This is a genomic window from Betaproteobacteria bacterium, from assembly GCA_016720925.1.
Taxonomy (GTDB): domain Bacteria; phylum Pseudomonadota; class Gammaproteobacteria; order Burkholderiales; family Usitatibacteraceae; genus UKL13-2.
On record JADKJR010000001.1, the window covers coordinates 43,178 to 63,282 of the forward strand.

General features: G+C 56.0%; 20 protein-coding genes, 1 tRNA gene and 3 pseudogenes. 15 read left to right on the forward strand and 9 right to left on the reverse strand.

Translation table 11 applies throughout. The features are described 5' to 3' along the window. Positions 1 to 13 precede the first annotated feature (13 nt). From IPP88_00235 to rpoH, 3 genes are all read right to left on the reverse strand, one after another. Positions 14 to 466 carry a BLUF domain-containing protein gene (locus IPP88_00235; protein ID MBL0121207.1) on the reverse strand — a complete coding sequence of 151 codons (453 nt, stop codon included), beginning with the start codon at positions 464 to 466 and terminating at the stop codon, positions 14 to 16. Between the two features lie 27 nt (positions 467 to 493). Further along, entirely contained in the window at positions 494 to 1,222 is a 729-nt protein-coding gene (locus IPP88_00240) for a GTP cyclohydrolase I (protein ID MBL0121208.1), read from the reverse strand. A gap of 150 nt (positions 1,223 to 1,372) precedes the next feature. After that, on the reverse strand, positions 1,373 to 2,245 hold the full coding sequence (gene rpoH, locus IPP88_00245; GenBank protein ID MBL0121209.1) for an RNA polymerase sigma factor RpoH: 873 nt from the start codon (positions 2,243 to 2,245) through the stop codon (positions 1,373 to 1,375). 554 nt (positions 2,246 to 2,799) lie between these two features. Here rpoH and IPP88_00250 point away from each other — a divergent pair. Then, on the forward strand, positions 2,800 to 4,503 hold the full coding sequence (locus tag IPP88_00250) for an acyl-CoA dehydrogenase (protein ID MBL0121210.1): 1,704 nt from the start codon (positions 2,800 to 2,802) through the stop codon (positions 4,501 to 4,503). A gap of 432 nt (positions 4,504 to 4,935) precedes the next feature. Here the strand turns inward: IPP88_00250 and IPP88_00255 are convergent, their stop codons facing one another. Beyond that, on the reverse strand, positions 4,936 to 5,115 hold the full coding sequence (locus IPP88_00255; GenBank protein ID MBL0121211.1) for a hypothetical protein: 180 nt from the start codon (positions 5,113 to 5,115) through the stop codon (positions 4,936 to 4,938). An 88-nt stretch (positions 5,116 to 5,203) separates the two neighbouring features. Between IPP88_00255 and IPP88_00260 the strand changes: the two genes are divergently transcribed. From IPP88_00260 to IPP88_00285, 6 genes and pseudogenes are all read left to right on the forward strand, one after another. Then, complete coding sequence (locus tag IPP88_00260) at positions 5,204 to 5,686, forward strand: glycerol-3-phosphate acyltransferase (GenBank protein MBL0121212.1); 483 nt, start codon at positions 5,204 to 5,206, stop codon at positions 5,684 to 5,686. 169 nt (positions 5,687 to 5,855) lie between these two features. Further along, positions 5,856 to 6,118 (forward strand): annotated as a pseudogene (locus tag IPP88_00265) (BrnT family toxin). Next, a pseudogene (locus IPP88_00270) lies at positions 6,108 to 6,409 on the forward strand (BrnA antitoxin family protein). Before IPP88_00265 ends, IPP88_00270 begins: the two co-directional pseudogenes overlap by 11 nt. Positions 6,410 to 6,454: 45 nt before the next feature. Beyond that, on the forward strand, positions 6,455 to 6,844 hold the full coding sequence (locus tag IPP88_00275; GenBank protein ID MBL0121213.1) for a nuclear transport factor 2 family protein: 390 nt from the start codon (positions 6,455 to 6,457) through the stop codon (positions 6,842 to 6,844). Between the two features lie 280 nt (positions 6,845 to 7,124). Further along, complete coding sequence (locus IPP88_00280) at positions 7,125 to 7,466, forward strand: hypothetical protein (GenBank protein ID MBL0121214.1); 342 nt, start codon at positions 7,125 to 7,127, stop codon at positions 7,464 to 7,466. Positions 7,467 to 7,550: 84 nt separating this feature from the next. Beyond that, the gene (locus IPP88_00285) at positions 7,551 to 7,922 is read left to right on the forward strand and encodes a hypothetical protein (protein ID MBL0121215.1); all 372 of its coding nucleotides are present in this window, start codon (positions 7,551 to 7,553) and stop codon (positions 7,920 to 7,922) included. Positions 7,923 to 8,481: 559 nt separating this feature from the next. Here IPP88_00285 and IPP88_00290 read toward each other — a convergent pair. The 3 genes and pseudogenes from IPP88_00290 to ftsY all read right to left on the reverse strand — a co-directional run bounded on the left by IPP88_00290 (position 8,482) and on the right by ftsY (position 11,120). Continuing rightward, positions 8,482 to 9,387, reverse strand: a complete 906-nt coding sequence (locus IPP88_00290) for an ABC transporter permease (protein MBL0121216.1) — start codon at positions 9,385 to 9,387, stop codon at positions 8,482 to 8,484. Beyond that, on the reverse strand, positions 9,384 to 10,037 hold the full coding sequence (locus tag IPP88_00295) for an ATP-binding cassette domain-containing protein (GenBank protein ID MBL0121217.1): 654 nt from the start codon (positions 10,035 to 10,037) through the stop codon (positions 9,384 to 9,386). Before IPP88_00295 ends, IPP88_00290 begins: the two co-directional genes overlap by 4 nt. Further along, positions 10,034 to 11,120: pseudogene (gene ftsY, locus IPP88_00300) on the reverse strand (signal recognition particle-docking protein FtsY). The gene IPP88_00295 and the pseudogene ftsY overlap by 4 nt, the downstream one beginning before the upstream one ends. Between ftsY and rsmD the strand changes: the two are divergent. Genes rsmD through IPP88_00315 form a run of 3 tightly spaced genes read left to right on the forward strand, consistent with a single transcriptional unit; the run spans position 11,044 to position 12,404 of the window. Then, a complete protein-coding gene (gene rsmD, locus IPP88_00305; GenBank protein MBL0121218.1) occupies positions 11,044 to 11,667 on the forward strand; it encodes a 16S rRNA (guanine(966)-N(2))-methyltransferase RsmD in 624 nt (207 codons plus the stop codon). The pseudogene ftsY and the gene rsmD sit on opposite strands and share 77 nt — an antisense overlap. After that, a complete protein-coding gene (coaD, locus tag IPP88_00310) occupies positions 11,664 to 12,143 on the forward strand; it encodes a pantetheine-phosphate adenylyltransferase (GenBank protein ID MBL0121219.1) in 480 nt (159 codons plus the stop codon). The genes rsmD and coaD overlap by 4 nt, the downstream gene beginning before the upstream one ends. Positions 12,144 to 12,146: 3 nt before the next feature. Beyond that, positions 12,147 to 12,404 carry a YfhL family 4Fe-4S dicluster ferredoxin gene (locus IPP88_00315; GenBank protein MBL0121220.1) on the forward strand — a complete coding sequence of 86 codons (258 nt, stop codon included), beginning with the start codon at positions 12,147 to 12,149 and terminating at the stop codon, positions 12,402 to 12,404. Here IPP88_00315 and IPP88_00320 read toward each other — a convergent pair. Both IPP88_00320 and mutM read right to left on the reverse strand, forming a co-directional pair. Further along, positions 12,401 to 14,395 carry a dynamin family protein gene (locus tag IPP88_00320; GenBank protein ID MBL0121221.1) on the reverse strand — a complete coding sequence of 665 codons (1,995 nt, stop codon included), beginning with the start codon at positions 14,393 to 14,395 and terminating at the stop codon, positions 12,401 to 12,403. The genes IPP88_00315 and IPP88_00320 overlap by 4 nt on opposite strands. Positions 14,396 to 14,537: 142 nt before the next feature. After that, a complete protein-coding gene (mutM, locus tag IPP88_00325; protein ID MBL0121222.1) occupies positions 14,538 to 15,353 on the reverse strand; it encodes a bifunctional DNA-formamidopyrimidine glycosylase/DNA-(apurinic or apyrimidinic site) lyase in 816 nt (271 codons plus the stop codon). A gap of 323 nt (positions 15,354 to 15,676) precedes the next feature. Between mutM and IPP88_00330 the strand changes: the two genes are divergently transcribed. From IPP88_00330 to IPP88_00350, 5 genes are all read left to right on the forward strand, one after another. Further along, positions 15,677 to 17,425: a tetratricopeptide repeat protein gene (locus IPP88_00330; GenBank protein MBL0121223.1), complete on the forward strand. Its 1,749-nt coding sequence runs from the start codon at positions 15,677 to 15,679 to the stop codon at positions 17,423 to 17,425. Continuing rightward, a complete protein-coding gene (locus IPP88_00335) occupies positions 17,422 to 18,048 on the forward strand; it encodes an outer membrane lipoprotein LolB (protein MBL0121224.1) in 627 nt (208 codons plus the stop codon). Before IPP88_00330 ends, IPP88_00335 begins: the two co-directional genes overlap by 4 nt. After that, the gene (gene ispE / locus IPP88_00340; GenBank protein ID MBL0121225.1) at positions 18,045 to 18,902 is read left to right on the forward strand and encodes a 4-(cytidine 5'-diphospho)-2-C-methyl-D-erythritol kinase; all 858 of its coding nucleotides are present in this window, start codon (positions 18,045 to 18,047) and stop codon (positions 18,900 to 18,902) included. Before IPP88_00335 ends, ispE begins: the two co-directional genes overlap by 4 nt. 6 nt (positions 18,903 to 18,908) lie before the next feature. Then, positions 18,909 to 18,983: transfer RNA gene (locus IPP88_00345), tRNA-Gln, on the forward strand. Between the two features lie 102 nt (positions 18,984 to 19,085). After that, entirely contained in the window at positions 19,086 to 20,036 is a 951-nt protein-coding gene (locus IPP88_00350; GenBank protein MBL0121226.1) for a ribose-phosphate pyrophosphokinase, read from the forward strand. The last annotated feature ends 69 nt before the right edge of the window (positions 20,037 to 20,105 follow it).

Consider the following 20,105-nt stretch of genomic DNA (forward strand, 5'->3'; position numbering starts at 1 on the left):
CAGCATCAGCCGGTTAACGGGAGGCGGAAAGCGCCGCGTTGTTGGCCTGGCCCACAATCGATGCCGTTGCCATCAGGTCATCCAATAATGCCATGGAGGCCTTGCCGGAGACTTTGTAGGGATCAAGCGACGCACATTCCGAGTACTTGAGCAGCAGCGACGGATTGATGCGCTCGAGGTTCACCAGACCCATGGACCAGCAGGCGAATTTTCGTTCGCTGATTTCTTCATAGGAAAGTACCACCACGTCTTTGTGGCGGGTATCAGCGGAGATATGGTTGTAGAGCGCGTTGACCTGCATGCGTCCGCCCTCCAGCGCCTGCAGGAAAATGCGTCCACTTGAGCAGAGGACGCCGGTGATGCCGCTCTCCGGATTATTGACCTTGGACTGCGACAGGATCTTGTGCAGTTCTTCCTGCGAGACATCGTCGGTTGCCCGGCTTGCATACAACAAACGCACCAGCATGTTGTTCTCCATTTTCCAGGTAATGAATTAATCATTCTTCTTGCTGAGCAGTGACAAGAACTCGCGCCGCAGATTGGGGTCCTTGAGGAACGAGCCGCGCATCATGCTATTGGTCATGCGCGAGTCGGCATCTTTCACGCCACGCCAGTGCATGCAAAAGTGGTCCGCCTCGATCACAATCGCCAGGCCATCCGGCTTGACCTTGTCTTGCAGAATATTGGCAAGCTGGGATACCGCCTCTTCCTGAATCTGTGGCCGGCTCATCACCCAGTCACAGATGCGCGCGTATTTGGACAGGCCGATCAGATTGGAATGTCCGTTGGGCATGATGCCAATCCACACTTTGCCGATAATGGGGCAAAGGTGATGCGAACAGGCGCTGCGCACGGTGATGGGGCCGACGATCATTAGTTCATTGAGTTGCTCGACATTCGGAAACTCGGTCACGGCGGGCATCGGCTGATAACGGCCCTTGAAGACTTCGGTCAGATACATCTTCGCCACCCGGCGGGCGGTTTCCTGGGTGTTGTGATCGCTTTCGGTGTCAATGACCAAACTCTTCAGCACTTCGGCCATTTTTGCCTCGACCTCGGCATGAAGCGCATCGACTTCGCCTTCCTTAAGATAGGCGGAAATATTGTCATTGGCGTGATAGCGTTGGTTGGCGCGTATCAGGCGCGAGCGAATGCGCGTCGATACGGGATGAATGCTGTCGTCCTCGTCACTTCGAAACAAAGGGGTGGGAATGGTGGACATGTTGTTCCTTTTGGCATTGAGCGGTGTCGCGGCCATCTCTGATATCAGTTTAGTCGCCATGGGTTAAGTCCGCCAGCGCTGCGTCAGTCCACCAAACACGAAGGGCCGCGATGTTTCCACATGGCGGCCCTCGCAATTGGCATGGATGAATCAGCGGAGCGTGTCGTAGTCCTTCAACGCGAGCTTCATCTTTTGCATCGCCTTTGCTTCAATTTGACGGATACGCTCGGCGGAAACACCGAATTCGTCGGCGAGTTCGTGCAATGTCTTCTCTTCACCCTCATTGAGCCAGCGTGTCTGGATGATCCGACGGCTGCGATCATCGAGACTTTCCAGTGCGGCATGCATGCCATCGGTCGCGGCAGCCTGCTTTTGCATTACCACGAGCTGTTCGGAAGGATCAACGGTGGCATCCTGAAGATACGCAATCGGGCTGACCCAGTTGCTTTCTTCATCATCGTTGCCAGGTTCAAGTGAAATTTCCTGACCGGACAAACGTTTTTCCATCTCGGTGACGTCGGTCTCTTTCACGTTCAGCACCCGCGCGACTTCCTTGACCTCTTTCGGCGAAAGCGTGCCGAAATTGGGCTTCATGCTGCGCAGGTTGAAAAACAGTTTGCGTTGCGCTTTGGTGGTCGCTACTTTCACGATGCGCCAGTTTTTCAGAATGTACTCGTGAATTTCAGCCTTGATCCAGTGCACCGCGAACGACACCAGGCGCACGCCGCGATCCGGGTCGAAGCGCTTCACGGCCTTCATCAGCCCGATGTTGCCTTCCTGGATCAGGTCCGCGTGCGGCAAGCCGTAGCCGGTGTAATTGCGTGCGATGGAAACGACCAGGCGCAAATGCGACATCACCATCTCGGAGGCAGCCGATAAATCCCCGCGCGTTGCCAGCGCGACGCCGAGCTCATGCTCGCGTTCCGGCGTGAGCAGGGGAATGCGATTGACGGTGGAAATGTAGTTCTCAATACTTCCGACCGAAAGCACGGGCAAATTCATCGTCATTGTTGCAGTGTTCATCAGATCCTCCACCAATCCCGAGTATACGGGTCAAGTTAATTTTAGCACTCCTGATCTCAGAGTGCCAATGCGAAAAAAGGTTCCAATGCTCCCGTCTCGGCGAGCAGGGAATTCGCAAGAATTCTTTTAACTTATTGAATAGTATTGATTTTTATAAAAACTCAACGTGCCCTTCTTAAACGCCATAAATATGGGGCTGAAAAGACAAATTCCAAACACAAGCACTGGCGCGGCCTTCTGGCCAATAATCCCTGAAAAGGCGCGTCAGTATTAGACTTTACCGAATTTTTGTAACCTGCTGCGCAAGAAGAATGTGCCCGCATTTCGGCGACCACCGCACAACCCCGCTTCCTCCACGCCGCCGGCGCATTGGCGTTCGGGGGCATCATTCGCATGGTGTCGCTACCGGGAAGTCGCTCCCGTCGTGCCGCGCGAGCGGTATAGTGAAGCACCAAATTGCGCACTGGCCTGCTCGGTCGAGCAAGCCATTGGAAATCGATTCTGAGGCGGCCACGCGGAAAAATAGCGCCCTACAAAAATAAGCGGAGATATTCATGATTCTTCTCAATCCACAACACCTCGCTCGCCATTATCCCGATCAACGCTCCCGCGAAATCATGGAGAAAACCGTCGCGTTCTTTGAAAAACGCGGGCTGACCAAATTAAAGGCGGATTTTCATGCCGCCACCTGGTACGACGATTTCCTGAATTTCGTGAAGGACGAACGCATCTTCGCCTCAATGATGACGCCCGCCGAGCAAGGCGCTGAGGGTGAACAGGCCGTGTGGGATACGTGGCGGGTATGTGGCTTTGCCGAGATTCTGGGGTTCTACGGGCTTCCCTACTGGTATGCGTATCAGGTCTCGGTGCTCGGCATTGGCCCGATCTGGATGAGCAAGAACAAGGTCGCGCAGGCAAAGGCCAAGCGATTGCTCGACGAAGGCAATATCTTTGCCTTTGGCCTTTCCGAAAAAGAACATGGCGCCGATATCTATTCCTCCGACATGATTGTCACGCCGGTCGGCGACGGCACCTATACCGCCACGGGCGGCAAGTATTACATCGGCAACGGCAACAAGGCCCGCATGGTTTCTACATTCGGCAAGATGGCCGGTAGCGGCGAGTATGTTTTCTTCGTCGCCGATTCGCAGCACCCGAAGTATGAGCTCATCAAAAACGTCGTCCATAGCCAGAACTACGTCGCCGAGTACCGCTTGAATGCGTATCCCTTGGGCGAAGATGACATCCTGCACCGCGGTGACGACGCCTGGAACGCCGCGCTCAACACGGTCAATCTGGGCAAGTACAACCTGGGCTGGGCCTCCATCGGGATCTGTACGCACGCCTTCTATGAGGCCTTCGATCACGCCGCCAATCGCCGCTTGTACAACATGACAGTGACCGATTTTCCCCACGTGCGGCAACTTTTTACCGATGCCTATGCGCGCCTTGTCGCCATGAAGCTGTTCGCGTTGCGGGCAGCCGATTACATGAAATCCGCCTCGGCGGAAGACCGGCGCTACCTGCTGTTCAATCCGATCGTCAAAATGAAAGTCACCACGCAGGGCGAGGAAGTCATCAATCTTCTCTGGGATGTCATCGCCGCCAAAGGGTTCGAGAAAGACCAGTACTTTGCGATGGCCGCCGTTGAAATACGCGGCCTGCCCAAGCTCGAAGGCACGGTGCACGTCAACATGGCCCTGATCATCAAGTTCATGGCGAACTATTTCTTTTCCCCTGCCGCGTATCCGGAAATACCGAAACGCGACGATGGCGCAAACGACAGCTTCATGTTTGATCAAGGTCCCACAAAGGGGCTGGGCGGCATCAAGTTCCACGATTACCGGATCGCGTATGACAGCGTTGAATTGGCCAATCTGACCGTCTTCAAGGAACAGATCGCGCTGTTCAAGGAAATGTCGATGCAGGCGCCACCGACAAAGGAACAGGCCAAGGACATCGACTTCCTGCTCACCGCAGGCGAAATGTTCACGCTCGTCGTATATGGCCAGCTGATCCTGGAAAACGCGAAAATTTATGGCGTCGAAAGTGAGTTGCTCGACCAGATATTCGATTTCATGGTGCGCGACTTTTCCAAGTTCGCCTTGCAGCTTTACTCGAAGCCCAGCAGCACCGAGGCGCAGATGGCGCACTGCATGAAGATGATCAAGAAGCCCGTCGTCAACAACGCGCGCTACGAAAAGGTATGGTCCGCGCATGTCGGCAAGATGAAAGCGCAATACAAGATGCCCGATTAGCCGGGCGTCCGATAGAGCACTAGCATTGGCGGGCATTTCGGGGCCCTTTATGCCTGAAAGGCCCGCCAAATGGCGATCTGCGCGTCAATGTGCTGGGAAATTCATCATTCAATTGCGGATACGATAGTGACGCTGCCCAGCGTCGCGATCACACGACGTCTGCGAAATATTCGACCACGGCCCATTTGATTTTCGATGACGCATCCCAGACCACCGAATGAAAAACCGGATCCCGTACAAATAAGCTTCTTTCGTAGGCAGGCTGTAATGCAATTCGCGAACTCGCTCCCGCACCTGCTCCAGAGTTTTTGTCGATTGCCGCGAGCGAAGGACGTTGCTAGACTGCCGCTTGTTAACGACGTACGGTCGAAATGCAGAATTTGCGTGACTGACGGAAATCGGGAAAGTGTTATGGCCGTACATAGATACGGCTTACGGGCGGAAGCAGTTGATTGCAAGTGTATTTTCCGCATTTTTTTGGGAATGATAGGGAGCAGCGCGGAACGGTATGCGGACGCGGTGCTCCCTAGATTGAGCAACAATGGAGACCCAAAGCGTCACTGTGGTCTGGTGGTTCTTGCTGATGCCGGTGGCGGCATATTTATTGGTCATTGAGCTTTGCTTGGCTTGCCGGGCGGTTGAACGGTATTGACCTGAGAAGCACGGTTCGCACAGCCTCGGCGCTACCAATGCAGGTCGCGTGCTAGGCCGCCCATGGTTCGTTTTCGTTTTCGCCCTCGACGTGGCAAAGGGATGGGGGCCCGTGTTTATTGTTGATCGGGCGCTTGGCTCCGGCGGCGACACGTTACTTATTTTGTTCGTCGGTGCGTCGGCGGTTCTCGGCCACGTATTCACTTGCTTCCACCGGTTTAGGGGCGGTAAGGCAGTGGCGACATCACTTGGTGTGCTGATCGCATTATTGCCATTGGTTGCTGCCATCAGCTTTGCGCTCTGGCTGGTAGTTTTGGTGGCTCAGTGGGCCGTGCCTGGCCGTAGCCGCAGCGATTCTGTCGGTCCGGCCTCAGTGGTCGCCGCTGTCGCAGCGCCCATCATCCACCTTGGGGTCGCCGAGAGTCCGTGGGACAGTCCAGCGCTGCCGTTCACGGTCTTCGTCTTTCTTCTCTCGATATTGGTCGTGCTAAAGCATCGAAGCAATATCGCCAAGCTGCTCGGGCGGACTTAGTTTCAACCTTCAAGTACAACACACATAGTGAATAAACCGCCTAACAATTCGGTCAAACGGACAGCCGTAAGCTTCGCTATGGGTTCCTCGCCTGCGGCTCGGCTGCCGCTTACCTCAAACGTCAGTCGTCAGCATTTGCCATATGCATACATAATATATACAATGGCTCATGCGGTTTCAATTTGATCCAACCAAGGCAGCATCGAACCTCAAGAAACACGGCGTCTCATTGCCCGATGCTGAAGGTGTTCGCCGATCCGCTTGCTGCACCGCGCTGATCCGGACTCTGAGGGCGAAGAACGATTTATCGCCTTGGGCCTCGGTAACGCCGGGCACGTGTTGGTTATGAACTACACGTTACGAGGCAATGAGATTCGTCCCATTTCCGCGCGACGTGCCACCCGCCGAGAGGTGAAAGCATATGCGAGCTGAATACGACTTTTCAAAGGCAGAGCGGAAAGCGCTCATTCCCAGTAAAGGCAAGACACGAATTTCAATCTTCATCGATAACGCAGTGCTTGACGCGTTTCGCTCGAAGGCTGAAAACGCTGGGGTTGGCTATCAAACGATGATGAACGACGCGTTGAAACAATTTCTTTCTGAGTCGGGTCGTCCATTACCGAGACATCGCTTCGTCAGATACTGCAAGAGGTGTTGCCTACTTCTCAAAAACGGCTCACAACTCGTTCAGCGGGGACGCCGCAAAAGCGCGCCGCCCGTTAGCTCGGACGTCAGTCGTCTCAAACACGGACCACGCGGAGGAGCGCAATGACAATCGACACACTTTCCACTTGGCATGAGCTGGTGGAATCACGAAACGCGAAGGGCCTCACCACGCTGCTCGCTGACGATGTCGTCTTCCACTCGCCCGTCGTCCATACGCCGCAGGTCGGAAAGGCAATCACCGTTCAGTACCTTTCTGCCGCGTTCCACGTGTTTTTCAACGAGTCCTTCAAGTACATCAGAGAAGTTGTCGGTCCTGCCGATGCCGTGCTGGAGTTCCAGGTAGAAATTGATGGCATCACCGTCAACGGTGTTGACATGCTCAAGTGGGACGGCGACGGAAGAATCGTTGATTTCAAGGTGCTGATTCGGCCACTCAAGGCAATTAATTTGATCCATCAAAAGATGGCGGCAATGCTTCAAGCCAGGCAGTGAGGAAGATCCAGACGCCTAGCCCTTCCGTCGAGAGAACGTCATAAGCAACTTCGCTTGCTTGCGGCCGCGCCAAAGGTCAAATGTTGAGGCTGTTGGAAACCTTGAAATGCCAAAATCACCAGGAATTAAATCAATGCGTTGCGAAGCATTTTTTCTGGACAAAAGACTTTTCCTGCAGTCTCGTTAGGCATGAATGGAAACATACGCCGCCAGACTCTTGAAACTAGTGGTCGACAAGTGCCAAAAGGGCCCTTTCAGCGAAATTCGATTCATCTCGGGGATGAGCCCCGCCTTCGTAGACAAGGAGGGCCCTCATTTTCTCGAATTCGCATACCTGTCCAGGGAACTGGTCAGCGAGATTCATCTGTTGTGCCTTTTGCTGGCGGATGAGACGGTGCCGGATTCCGAAGCGTCGAGCACGTACACCTTCGCATTGCGGCGCCTGGGTCGAGTTCTATGCAAATACCAACGTCGTGGCAACGTCGCGAGCCTAATCCTGGTGCGCGACGCGGATGCCAGCCGAAACTGTCGAGGCGATCCGCCCGACAAAGCGCCCTTCGCTCCGAGCCGAGGCGAAGCCGGATTTGAAGCGGAAGCGGGATTGATGCTTACACGTGGCTAAAGACTGCTCGCTCCGGTCGTGGGCCGTGCCAATAGTGGTGCGCCCCAAATTTTGGGCGTTAGATGCTATCTGGAGCTGCGAGCCATGAGATTGTTGATCCCTATTACTTTCCTTCTGATGGCTATCGCGGCATGCACTTCTGTTTGGTTCGTGAGCGTACTCAAGCCGACCAGTATCGGTGCGTTCGTGTTTTTCGCCGCCTGGCTAATTTCTCCTTACGCAATGATGAGTGCGGCGCTGAGTTTTTTGCGGCCGAGAGGCAAACCATCTTTTCATTGGTATGTTGTCGCAGGCATAGTTTCCATTGGTGGCGTTCTCTTTCTGGCGGACGTCATTCTTTGGCACCCCGATGCGCAGGGCGCGATTGCCGTGTTGATGACGCCAATACTCCAGGGTGGCGCGTTGATTCTTCTGTTACCTGTTGTCTGGTGGGCGACGCGAAACTCGCGCCGGTAACCCGTCAATCGGGCGGATAGTTTCCGGCCTACGGCGCCCTGTGGCCGCGCATGTCCATTGCAAGGCGTCACATACTTAAGTTTCGATCCATCAACGCAGTACGGAGATTCATATGCGATCTGTCACCCTCTTCCTGTTCCTCATGCTCCCGGCAATCGCACTGTCCGCAGGCCGCGCAACGGATCCGGCGGTGCAAAAACTGCGAGACGACGCAAGTGCCACTTCTTCAAGGCACTAACGGGTCTGGCCGCCTCGAATTCGCGCAACGGGACTTTCCAGCCGCGGAAAAGGGCTTTGGCGATAGAGAGTTCGGCTGCTGATCAGAGGCTACGCGCGGACTTCGCCTCAGCAGGGCGTCCTCAACGCCAGACGGGGAGGGGTTACAAGCAGTAAATCTGGCCCAAAACTCCAGCACTGGCGCGCCTCAACAAGCATTTATCGCCTGGAAGCCGCGCCAGTGCTGGAGTTTCGGCGGGATTTGGATCCGCATGCGGATCGCATGCGAGATGGCCGCCGCATGCAGGGGGCAGTGCGACGCGCAAGGCTCGCTGTGTATTCGCTAGCGGCGCGTTCGGCGCAAATACAGCCACACCGAGAGAAATGAGCCCAGCCAACCCATTGCCGCCGACATCAGGACGACGCCCGTGGCCTGCTCGAGCGTGGGTGACTGTAGCGCGAATTCGGAGCCGTACGATGCCGTCAGGGCGTGCACCTCAGTGCCCGCCCACACGATGAAACCCATCACAACCGCGACCGCCACCAATCCCGCGAACAGGCCTTGCAGCGCGCCAAAGTAGAGAAATGGACGCCGGATAAATCGACGCGTCGCACCGATCAACTGGCTGACTTCGATCTCATCTTTTTGGGTGAGTATCTGAAGGCGAATGGTATTGCCCGTTACAAAAACGACCGCCAGGGCAAGTATCAATCCGAGCAACATCATCAGCCGTTCGGCGAACGAGGCAAAGCGTTTCAGTTTTTGCGCCCACTCGAAATCCATCACGACGTGCTCGACCTTGGGCATGACGGATATCTCGCGCCGCATTTCCGCCAGCGCTTCCGGCTCGCTGGACTTTGGCTGGATGCTGAACGCGTGCGGCAACGGATTGGTTTCGAGATTGGTGAGCAGCTCGGCAAAACTGGCAATGCGTTTCATTTCCGCCAGCGCGGCGTCCCGCGAGATAAAGCGGACGGAACGCACGTTTGGGCCAGCTCGGAGCCGTTGTTCCACGTCGCGCGCGTTGGCTTCCGTGGCCCCAAGGACAAGATAGACATTCACATTGGGGTCGGTGTTGACGCGGCTGGCGGCGGCGGTGACATTGGTGAATACGGTGTACAGGCCCAGCGGCAGCGTGATGGCAATGGCGATGACGAATACCGACAACAGGGTGCCGATCGGATGCGAAATCAAGCGCTTCACGGCGCGTTCGCAGGCATGCGCATGCGCGATGATCCAGGCGTTCATGACGCCAGCTTTCCCGCATCCAGCAAGATGCGCCGGCAATCGAGTCGCGCGAGCCCAAGTTCATCGTGCGTTGAAAGCAACACGGTGACGCCGACCTGATTGAATGACTTGAAAAGATCGATGATGGTTTCCGCATAGTCATGATCAAGGTTGCCGGTCGGTTCATCGGCAATCAGGATTGAGGGCCGGTTGACGATGGCGCGGGCAATACACAGACGCTGTTGTTCGCCGCCGGAAAGTGTGATCGGATTGGATTTTTCGCGATTGAGCAGGCTCACTTTGTCCAGTGCCGCGCGCACCCGCTTGCCAATCTCGACGCGCGGAAATGCGGCGATGGAAAGCGGCAGCGCGACGTTTTCAAACACGCTGCGGTCGAACAACAATTTGTGATCCTGGAATACCAGGCCAAGGCTTCGACGCATGACGGCAAGTCCGGCATCCCGCAGTTGGCTGACATTCTGGCCGTTCACCATCACGCTTCCCTGCGATGCGTATTCAATCCCCGCCACCAGTTTCAGCAATGTGGATTTTCCCGCGCCTGAGCGGCCGGTCACGGCGACCATTTCGCCTTTTTCGATCGTGAGTGAAATTCCCTTCAGGGCCTCAAACCCGTTCGGATAGCGCTTGACCGTGTTCGAAAAAGAAATCATTTGAACAGGGCGCCGACGAATTCATCCGCGCGAAACGGCTGCAGATCATCGATGCCCTCGCCAACACCGATAAACCGTACCGGGATCGGACGCGACGCGCGCTCGGCGGCGAGTGCGGCGATCATGCCGCCTTTCGCGGTTCCATCCAGCTTTGTCACCACGAGGCCCGTAAGCTGCAATGCGTCGTCGAAGGCTTTTACTTGCTGCAATGCGTTTTGCCCGGTATTGGCATCCAGTACCAGCAATGACTCGTGTGGAGCACTCGGGATCAGCTTTGGCGATAACTCGCTTCACTTTCCGGATTTCTTCCATCAAATGTAATTGCGTGGGCAATCGCCCGGCGGTGTCGGCGATGATGATATCGATTCCCCGCGCCTTGGCCGACTGGATCGCGTCAAAAATGACCGCCGCGGCATCGCCGCCTTCCTGTGCCACAACGCTGATGTTGTTGCGCTCGCCCCAGGCCAGCAACTGTTCGCGGGCGGCAGCGCGAAAAGTGTCACCCGCCGCCAGCAGGACGCTCTTGCCCTCCGCCTGAAAATATTTCGCGAGTTTGCCAATGGTGGTGGTCTTTCCCGCGCCGTTGACACCGGTGATCATGATGACAAACGGTTTCGCGATGGTTGTGTCAAGCGCGGCTTCAAGTGGTCGCACGAGCCTGACCAGCGCCCTTTCGAATTCGGCTTTCAGTACTGCGCCGTCAGTAATCTTCTTTGCTTTGGCCGCCTGCCGTAAATCGCCAATAAGTTGACTGGCGGCGCGTACACCGACATCGGCGCTGATCAGGGCGCTTTCCAGTTCCTCAAACAGCGACTCGTCCACCTGGCTGTGACGCGAAAACAGGTCGGCAACATCAGTATTCAGCACCGCGCGGGTCTTGGACAGACCCGATTTGAGCCGCGATAGCCAGCCCGACTGTTTTTCGCTGTCCGGCGTTGGCTTGGGAGTTGGCTGACTTTTTGAACCGAAAATGCTGAACAAGTGAAAACTCTGGGAGAATTTGAGGATGACTCTGCATTTTAAGCCAAGCCATGGGCGCAAACCGGACAAGCGCAAGCCGAATGATGCGAACCGTATTCGCATTATTGGCGGTGAGTGGCGCAGTCGCGTGATCGAATTTCCCGACGCCGAAGGTTTGCGCCCGACGGCGAACCGGGTGCGCGAAACGCTTTTCAACTGGCTGGGCCAGACACTGCACGGCAAGCGTTGTCTCGATCTTTTCTCCGGCAGTGGTGCGCTCGGTTTTGAGGCGGCCTCACGAGGCGCTTCCGAGGTGGTAATGGTTGAGAACAATCGCGTCGCAATACTGGCGCTGAAAAAAAACCAGGAGAAGCTGGGTGCGTTGCAGTGCCATGTAATTCCGCAAGGCGCATCGGAATTCCTGGCGAGGAATCAGGGGAAGTTCGACATCGTTTTCCTGGATCCCCCATTTGATTCCGGCCTGATGGCGGCCTTGCTGGGAAAGCTTGAAGTGCATCTTTCCGAACGGGCAGTCGTTTATGCGGAATGGGGCGAGTCGATCGCGGGCGTGCTATCGGCCATCCCGGCCTGCACATGGCAACTCGTCAAACACGGCAAAGCCGGTGCTGTACACTTTGGTTTACTGTCCATCGTCAAAGGCGCCCCATGATCAGAGCGGTTTATCCCGGAACGTTCGACCCCCTCACCAACGGACATGAGGATCTGGTTGCGCGTGCGGCCAAGATATTTGGTGAAGTGGTCGTCGGTGTCGCCCACAGCCCGGGGAAGCGGCCTTTTTTCACATTGGAGGAGCGGGTTGGCCTTGCAAGGGAAATACTCGCCCATTATCCAAACGTGCGTGTGATGGGCTTTTCAGGATTGCTATCAGAGTTTCTGAAAAACCAGGATGCGAGCGTTATTTTGCGCGGACTTCGCGCGGTCTCTGATTTCGAGTACGAGTTTCAAATGGCCGGCATGAACCGGCGGCTGCTACCCGGTGTCGAAACCATGTTCCTGACACCGTCCGACAAATACATGTTCATCTCAGCGACCATCGTCCGCGAAATCGCGACGCTGGGTGGTGATGTGAGTGAATTTGTGCACCCGCTGACCGCCAGGGCGCTGCAAGGCAAGGTCGGGAATTAGGTCGTGGCGCTAAAGATCACTGACCAGTGCATCAATTGCGATGTATGCGAGCCGGAGTGTCCAAACGAGGCCATTTCGCAGGGCACCGAGATCTATGAAATTGATCCCCTGAAATGTACCGAATGCGTCGGACATTTCGATACACCGCAGTGCCGTGAAGTGTGCCCGGTGGATTGCATTCCGCTGGATGCCGATCATGTTGAGACAAAAGACCAGCTCCTCGCAAAATTCATCAAACTCACGCAACAAAAGGCGGCTTAACCCTTTTGGTCCGCCGCGTCCTGGGCACGGCTTTTTCCCGTGAAACGCTCAAGTCCCGCGCGGGCGTCGGCCAGTGCAGCGTGCTTGCGTTTTGCGACGTCGAGATGTGCCTGGATCTCGGCAATCCTTTCGGCCAGATCGAGTTCCGCCGACTTGAATTTTTCCACATTTGCCGAGTGCCCAAGGGTCTGATTCTTTAGCGCTTCCAGGGGCCTTTCGACCGAAACATACAAGCCGCGCACCCATGTCGCGGATTCGCGGCTGGCGATCTCGAATATGTGCAACACGCGGCTAGCGATCAGTTCATCGAACTGCTCGGCGAGAGCGCTGCCACGTCGCAGAAGGAGATTGCTGGTCTTGGTGAACTCGGCCTCCGCCTTGTCCTGCGCCTTCTGCAATTCAGAGTAGAAGCGCTGGGTGGCAAAAGGATGAACGTCATAAAGCATCAAATGAAAATCCTGGCGCATGCGCTCGCCAATTCGACTGTACAGACTGCGAACTTCATCGATCTTGGATTCCAGCGCAACCAGCTTTGCGCGGGTGACGGAGAAGTACTGCTTGATAATGTCGTACGTTTTGCCAGGCGACACATTTGATACAAGTGCCCGCCGCGTGCTGGCTGCGTCCAGCTTGGCGGACGTCACGTCGACAATCGTCGACAAATTTTCCGCCAGCATCGAATGCACACTCTTGATGCTCTTCAGTTCGCGCATTGCCGCTTCAAGGTGGTCGTGTTTCAAATTCGTTTGTGAACTGACCGACGCCGCAAGCTTTTCATTCTTTTCGCGCAGGAGGGAAAGGTTTTGCAGGTTCTCGAGCGTCTCGAAACGATCACTGTCGAGCGTTTCCTGCGCTGTTTCGAGCGCAGCCGAAAGCATGGCCACGATATCGGAATACATTCCCACCTGACGGTCCCTGGGCAGATTCGTTGCCAGACCACGCTCAAGTTGATACAGACGACTGCGGATGGCCATGTCGGTATCGTTGGCGAGCTTTCCATGAAGCGCCAGGCGCGCGGAAACAGGAATGACGCGAATTGGATCGATGCGCAGCAGGTCCGCCACATCGCGAACGCGGTGATCGAGTTCGAGCAGCCGGGCATGGTTGGCCTCAACCGGTCCAAGGGTTTCGTCAATCCTGAGCTCGTCGATCTTGTTCAGGACAATAATCCGCAATTGTGTTGACCCTTCCTTTTCGCGATCGCGAAAATGGCGCGCATTGCCAAGGTGATCGCGCCAGATTTCGAGGTCAGGCTTCGTCACACCCGCAGTAACGTCCAGTACAAGAATCAGCGCATCGGCGCTGGGGACGCGCTGGCGAGCCAGCTCCGGCTCCGAAATGAGTGCCGCAAGACCCGGCGTATCGATGATCACCAGGCCGGCATCGAGCAACGGGTGTGGGTAATTGATGATCGCATGGCGCCACCGTGGGACATCCACCAGGGTCGCGTTGTTGTCCCCGGCGGGAACCGCGACGCCTTCGCCGTGCAGGCCCCACGCAACCGCGTCCGACAGGGAAATACGCTTGGTTTCCGACAGCGCCGCTAACGCCCGCGCGGTCGAATCCGGACTGTCCGCATCGAAAGGGACCGAGTGCCACAGGTCATTGTCTTTTAGCAGGTCGTCAAAGCGCTTGGGACTTTCGCGGGTCTCGATGGGTAGCAGCCTCACGCTGGTTTGCATGTCGCGATCAAATCGCAGCTCCGTTACGCAGCGCGTTCCTTTGCCGGGTCCCGAAGGCAGGAGCTGGCGCCCGAGGTCGGTGAAGAAAAGGCTATTGATTAACTCGGATTTTCCTCGCGCAACTTCGGCGATAAACGCGACGGTCACTTTCTGACTGGCAACTTGCGCGAGTGCACCGCTCAATGCCGCCTCCGTGTCCTGCGTCAGAAAGTCATGCATGCGCAGGAAATCGGTCACGGCGACGATTTGGGATGAAAGCCGCGCCCGCCACGACTGCAATTCGGCAAGTCTTTCAGTGATGGCGTGCATATGATCCACGATGATCGAGATTGGCGCCGGGCTGGGTCAGTCCACTGCGGAAAACCCTGCCTGCAGGTGCAGCCGTTGTGGATGGCGGCGAGACATTTTTCTGCCTGACAATGTGGATAGCCGCGTTGCGCATTCGACTATTCTACGTCTGACAGGCGGGGCAATAATAGGTCGAACGCTGCCCTTGGCGAATCGCGCGTATTGGCGTCTTGCATATGCGGCACGGCTGTCCCTCGCGGTCGTACACAAATGCGTTGACCTGAAAGTAACCTAGCTCCCCGTTGGCCTGCACATAGTCGCGCAAGGAGGAGCCACCCGCGCGGATCGCTTTGGCAAGAGTCTGCTTGACGGCATCAACAAGTCGTTCTGCGCGAGCCATTGAAATCTTTCCCGCCGCGCGTCTGGGGTGAATGCCGGCGAGGAAAAGCGATTCGGAAGCATAAATATTGCCGACGCCGACGACAACGTGACTATTCATAATGAATTCCTTGATGCTTACCGAGCGACCACGCGCAGCACTCCACAGTTGGGTTGCGTTGAACTCTGGTGCAAGCGGTTCGGGCCCCAGCGAGTCCAGCAGAGGGTGTGTGACATTTCTGCCAGGAATCCAAATCATTGCACCAAAACGCCGCGGGTCGGTATAGCGGATTGCGATTCCGCTGTCGAAGTTGAAGTCGACGTGATCGTGTTTTTCAGGCAATTGAAGCGCTGCCACCACTCGCAATGAGCCAGACATGCTCAGGTGACTCAGCACGTAACCGGATCCGCAATCCCAAATGAGATATTTGCCGCGTCGCAAGACGTCCTGCACCGTGCATCCCTTGAGCCGTCTGGCAAAGTCGGCCGGCACCGGCCAGCGCAGCCGCCGGTCGCGGACAACAACCCTGGAAATTCGCTGGCCCAGCACATAAGGGAGCAGGCCGAGACGGGTGGTTTCGACTTCTGGCAGTTCTGGCATGGACTGTTTTTTGTGAATGTCGTCGCGGAAAGCTCGATTGTAGGGGCAGCCCAGGTAATGTTGAAAGTCAGCGAACTTGTGCGCGACATTCCCATCATAGTGATTGTCGCGATGACCCGCTCGCACATCGGGTTACGCGCCAATTGAACATCCGCTCAATGCAGTGGGTTCCTCGCCGCAAGACCCAAGTCAAAAGGCAAGTGAAAATCCGGCGTTATACAGTTACGTGACGGATCAATATCGGATTATGATGATCGGTCGGAAGCGGGAGCGAAATGTCGTTGCGAAGCGAAGGCCATCTGGCGCATTTTGAAGGCAAGGAAATGAAAGAGGAAACAAAGAAGCGCCGTACATCTATATCGGGGATGGCCGGCATGTTTTTGGCGGCCGGCCTGCATTCAAGCGTCGGCTGGGCGCAACCGGTCACGTCTGATCCGTCAAAAAAGCAGGACGCACCCACGGCAAAAGTCGTTTTAGATTCGGGGTTGACCGATCAAATTCTTTATCAGTACCTGATTTCCGAGATTGCCGGTCAGCGCGGGCGCCCTGGACTGGCATTGCGCGGCTTGACCGACCTTGCCCAAAAAACGCGCGATCCCCGGCTTGCGCGGCGCGCGGTGGAAGTCGCATTCCAGTCGCGGGAGCTGGCGTTGGCACTCGATGCAACCACGCTCTGGCTTGAGCTGGAACCGAGTTCACCGGTGGCACGACAGGCGTTGGCGGCGCTTGTCGGCTCGCAGGGTACGCTTGATTCCGCCAAAACCAGTATTGCGGCGCTGCTCGCTCAACCGGGGAAGACGGCGGCTGTTTTGATGCAACTGAATCCACTGCTCGCTCGCTTCGCGGACAAGTCTGCCGTTGCGGAAGCGGTGACAGCTTTATCCGCTCCCCATCTGAAAATGCCCGAGGCGCATTTCTCGATTGCATTGTCGCGGCTTGCGGCAAAGGACAATGTCAGGGCGCTGGTTTCGATTGACGAGGCATTGCAGGGTCGAGCGGATTGGGCGCAGGCAGCCATATTGAAGTCGCACATTCTTCGCGAAAATTCAGAAGAAAAGTCAGTTGAGTATCTGGCGCAATTCCTGGCGACGTATCCAGACGCGAATGATGTTCGCCTCACCTATGCCCGATCGCTCGTCGCCCAGAAAAGCTACTTGACGGCACGCGAACAGTTTCGCATTGCGGCGAAGAAACAGCCCGCCGACGCCGAGATTCCATATGCCATCGGCCTGCTTTCACAGCAGATTGAAGATTTCGCCGACGCGGAGCTTCAGTTCAAGCGCGTGCTGGAGCTCATGCCGCGTGATGTCAACCCGGTTTATTTCAATCTCGGCGCCGTTGCCGAAGGGCAGAAACGTCCGGATGCCGCCCTTGAGTGGTATCGCAAGATTGCCATGGGTGAGTACTTTGTTACCGGGCAGCTCAAGATTTCCCATATTCTTGCCAAGCGCGACGGCATGGACGCAGGACGCAAGCATTTGCACGATGCGCAAGTGACACAAGGTGACTCGCCGGAGATACGCATTCAGTTGATCCTTGCGGAGGCACAATTGCTGCGGGACTCAAAGGCATTGCCGGCAGCGTTCAAGCTGCTGTCGGAAGCGATTGAGAAAAATCCAGGCACTGCCGACCTTTTGTATGACCGTGCCATGGTCGCTGAAAAAATTGACAAGCTTGATGTAATGGAAGCTGATTTGCGGCAAGTGATCGAATTGAAACCTGAACATGCCCACGCATACAACGCATTAGGCTATACGTTTGCCGAACGCAACCATCGGCTCGCGGAGGCATACGAATTGGTGCAGAAAGCGCTAACTTTTGCGCCTGACGATCCATTTATTCAGGATAGCCTGGGATGGGTGCAATTTCGTCTTGGCAAACTGGACGACGCGCTGAAAACACTTAAAGCCGCGTACCAGGTGCGCCGCGATCCGGAAATTGCCGCGCATCTGGGGGAGATACTGTGGGCCAATGGAGATCGCGAAGAGGCATTGAAAATCTGGCGTGCATCGCTACTGGAAAATCCGGATAACGAAATGCTGGTCTCGGTGATGAAGAAATTCAGGCCGTGAGCCAGGAACAGGAGCTCGTTGCGTATATGCGGCGCCTCGAATTTCTTCGGCGCCGTTTTTGTGTGGGCATGCTGCCTGCGATCATCGTGGCGTCGTTGTTACCCGGCTGCGCGGCAATTGATCCAATGCCCGCGACATCGGCGGCACCCGCACTGGCAACAGGCCTGTTGCCAGCCAAGTACTTCACTTTGCGTGGACGCATCAGCGTACGGGTGGGAGACAAAATCGAATCCGCGCAAATCCGCTGGACGAAGACGCCCGACGAGGAGCGCCTGGAAGTGTTTACGCCCTTTGGGAGCCAGGTTGCGGAGCTGGTTAGAAGCGACGGCGGCGGCGTAACGCTAAGGCGAGAACACGAGATCACGACAGCTGAATCGATTGCGGAACTGACCTCCTCCTTGTTGGGTGTGGCGCTGGATATGGATGCGATTGCCATCTGGACGCAAGGTATTGGGCTAAAAGAAAACGAGTCGATCGAGCGACGATTCGGCAACGGGGCGGCGTGGCAGGTAACGGTTGAACGTTTACAAAATCGTGGGATTCACCGGTATGCGTCACGCCTGTCCGCGATAAGTGGTGACACCGTCGTCCGGTTGGTGATTGACGAGTGGCGGTCCGAATGAAGCAACGTGCATTTAGCACATTGGCCCCGGCCAAATTGAATCTTTTCTTGCACGTTGTCGGGCGGCGCGCTGACGGCTATCACCTGCTTCAATCGGCGTTCACCTTGCTCGATTTTGGAGACACGCTGCAATTCGATCCGCGTGAAGACGGTCTGATTCGCCGCGTTTCCATGCTTCCTGGCGTCGCGGAAGACGAGGATTTGGTTGTTCGTGCGGCAAGATTGCTCCAGCGCGAGTCAGGCACCCGCTTCGGCGCGGATATATCCGTCAAGAAGCTGATCCCCATGGGCGGTGGGCTCGGTGGAGGCAGTTCTAATGCCGCCTCAACACTTTTGGCGTTGAACCAGCTTTGGCGCTTGAACTTGCCTCGCAAGCGTTTGCAGGATATGGCGTTATCGCTTGGGGCGGATGTGCCGTTCTTTGTCTTTGGACGCAACGCCTGGGTAGAGGGTATTGGCGAATCACTGCAGGCGTTGGAATTACCGGTGTGGTGGTACGTCGTTTTGACACCGAATACGCAGGTACCGACCTCTTTTGTCTTTGGCCGTCCGGAATTGACAAGAAACACGATTCCGCTCAAAATAGCGGACTTTTCGGCGAGTGGGCTTGCGGATATGCGTAATGATCTGCAACCCATTGTTATGAAAGCATTTCCAGCAGTTTCAACCAGTGTTCAGGCACTGGCGGCGGTCAGCCAAAAATCGATTTTTGGCGCCCGCATGACAGGTTCAGGGGCGTGTGTGTTTGCCGCTTTCGAACGGGAGTTGGATGCGAGGGACGCGTTTCAGCAGTTGCAGCCGGAATACCAAGGATTTGTTGCGCAGGGATTGAGGAAGCATCCACTGGGTGACTAATGTTTTTGGGGAGTCGCCAAGTGGTAAGGCACCGGATTTTGATTCCGGCATTCGTAGGTTCGATCCCTACCTCCCCAGCCAGTACACACTTGTCGTGGCGGTCGACGATGTAATTCGATCAGGGTTTGGCCGAAACGATTCGTGTAGTGACCTTTGTTCCAATCGTGAGGATGAGGCGCTACCGTGGCTTTAGACAATTTAACGATTTTTACCGGCAGTGCGAATCCGAAGCTCGCGAAAGAGGTCGCGCGCCAAATGGGCGCGCAACTGGGCCGGGCCAAAATTGGCAAGTTCAGTGATGGCGAGGTAATGGTCGAAATCATGGAGAACGTTCGTGGCAAGGACGTTTTCATATTGCAATCAACTTGTGCGCCGACCAACGACCACTTGATGGAAATCATGGTGATGGCCGATGCCTTGAAGCGCGCCTCGGCGGCACGAATTACCGCCGCGATGCCGTATTTTGGATATGCCAGGCAGGACCGGCGTCCGCGCAGTGCGCGGGTCGCGATTACGGCCAAAGTCGTGGCGAACATGTTGGTGGGTGTCGGTGTTGACCGCGTGTTGACCATGGATCTGCATGCGGACCAGATCCAGGGATTCTTCGATATTCCGGTCGATAATATTTATGCGACGCCGATATTGCTGGGGGACATCTGGAAGCTCGATTATCCGGATCTCATCGTGGTGTCGCCGGATGTGGGCGGTGTGGTGCGGGCAAGAGCCATTGCCAAGCAGTTGGACGCGGAACTGGCGATTATCGACAAACGGCGCCCACGGGCAAACGTGTCGATGGTGATGAATATCATCGGAGATGTGGAAGGGCGCTCATGCGTCATCATGGACGACATTGTGGATACGGCCGGTACATTGACCGAGGCGGCGAAAGCCCTGAAGGAGCGCGGCGCGGCGCGGGTCATTTCCTACTGTACGCACCCGGTGCTGTCGGGTCCGGCCATTGATCGTATCGAGAATTCGGTGATCGATGAGCTGGTGGTGACGGATACGATCCCGTTGAAGCCGGAAGCGCTTGCATGCAAGAAGATCAGGCAGATTGGCACGGCGGAGTTGATTGCCGAGACGATTAGAAGGATTACAGAGGGCAGCTCGGTAAGTTCTCTGTTTACGGAGTAGGTATGTGTGTCATCGGATTCCCGCACATGGGGGAGTCCTTGGGCACTTTTGAAACAAACCATCTGGTCG

Bases quoted from the DNA above. Each gene is read 5' to 3' on its own strand.
- IPP88_00235 (MBL0121207.1), bottom strand. From the start codon at position 466: ATGCTGGTGCGTTTGTTGTATGCAAGCCGGGCAACCGACGATGTCTCG.
- IPP88_00240 (MBL0121208.1), bottom strand. From the start codon at position 1,222: ATGTCCACCATTCCCACCCCTTTGTTTCGAAGTGACGAGGACGACAGC.
- rpoH (MBL0121209.1), bottom strand. From the start codon at position 2,245: ATGAACACTGCAACAATGACGATGAATTTGCCCGTGCTTTCGGTCGGA.
- IPP88_00250 (MBL0121210.1), top strand. From the start codon at position 2,800: ATGATTCTTCTCAATCCACAACACCTCGCTCGCCATTATCCCGATCAA.
- IPP88_00255 (MBL0121211.1), bottom strand. From the start codon at position 5,115: ATGACCAATAAATATGCCGCCACCGGCATCAGCAAGAACCACCAGACC.
- IPP88_00275 (MBL0121213.1), top strand. From the start codon at position 6,455: ATGACAATCGACACACTTTCCACTTGGCATGAGCTGGTGGAATCACGA.
- IPP88_00280 (MBL0121214.1), top strand. From the start codon at position 7,125: ATGAGCCCCGCCTTCGTAGACAAGGAGGGCCCTCATTTTCTCGAATTC.
- IPP88_00285 (MBL0121215.1), top strand. From the start codon at position 7,551: ATGAGATTGTTGATCCCTATTACTTTCCTTCTGATGGCTATCGCGGCA.
- IPP88_00290 (MBL0121216.1), bottom strand. From the start codon at position 9,387: ATGAACGCCTGGATCATCGCGCATGCGCATGCCTGCGAACGCGCCGTG.
- IPP88_00295 (MBL0121217.1), bottom strand. From the start codon at position 10,037: ATGATTTCTTTTTCGAACACGGTCAAGCGCTATCCGAACGGGTTTGAG.
- rsmD (MBL0121218.1), top strand. From the start codon at position 11,044: ATGACTCTGCATTTTAAGCCAAGCCATGGGCGCAAACCGGACAAGCGC.
- coaD (MBL0121219.1), top strand. From the start codon at position 11,664: ATGATCAGAGCGGTTTATCCCGGAACGTTCGACCCCCTCACCAACGGA.
- IPP88_00320 (MBL0121221.1), bottom strand. From the start codon at position 14,395: ATGCACGCCATCACTGAAAGACTTGCCGAATTGCAGTCGTGGCGGGCG.
- mutM (MBL0121222.1), bottom strand. From the start codon at position 15,353: ATGCCAGAACTGCCAGAAGTCGAAACCACCCGTCTCGGCCTGCTCCCT.
- IPP88_00330 (MBL0121223.1), top strand. From the start codon at position 15,677: ATGAAAGAGGAAACAAAGAAGCGCCGTACATCTATATCGGGGATGGCC.
- ispE (MBL0121225.1), top strand. From the start codon at position 18,045: ATGAAGCAACGTGCATTTAGCACATTGGCCCCGGCCAAATTGAATCTT.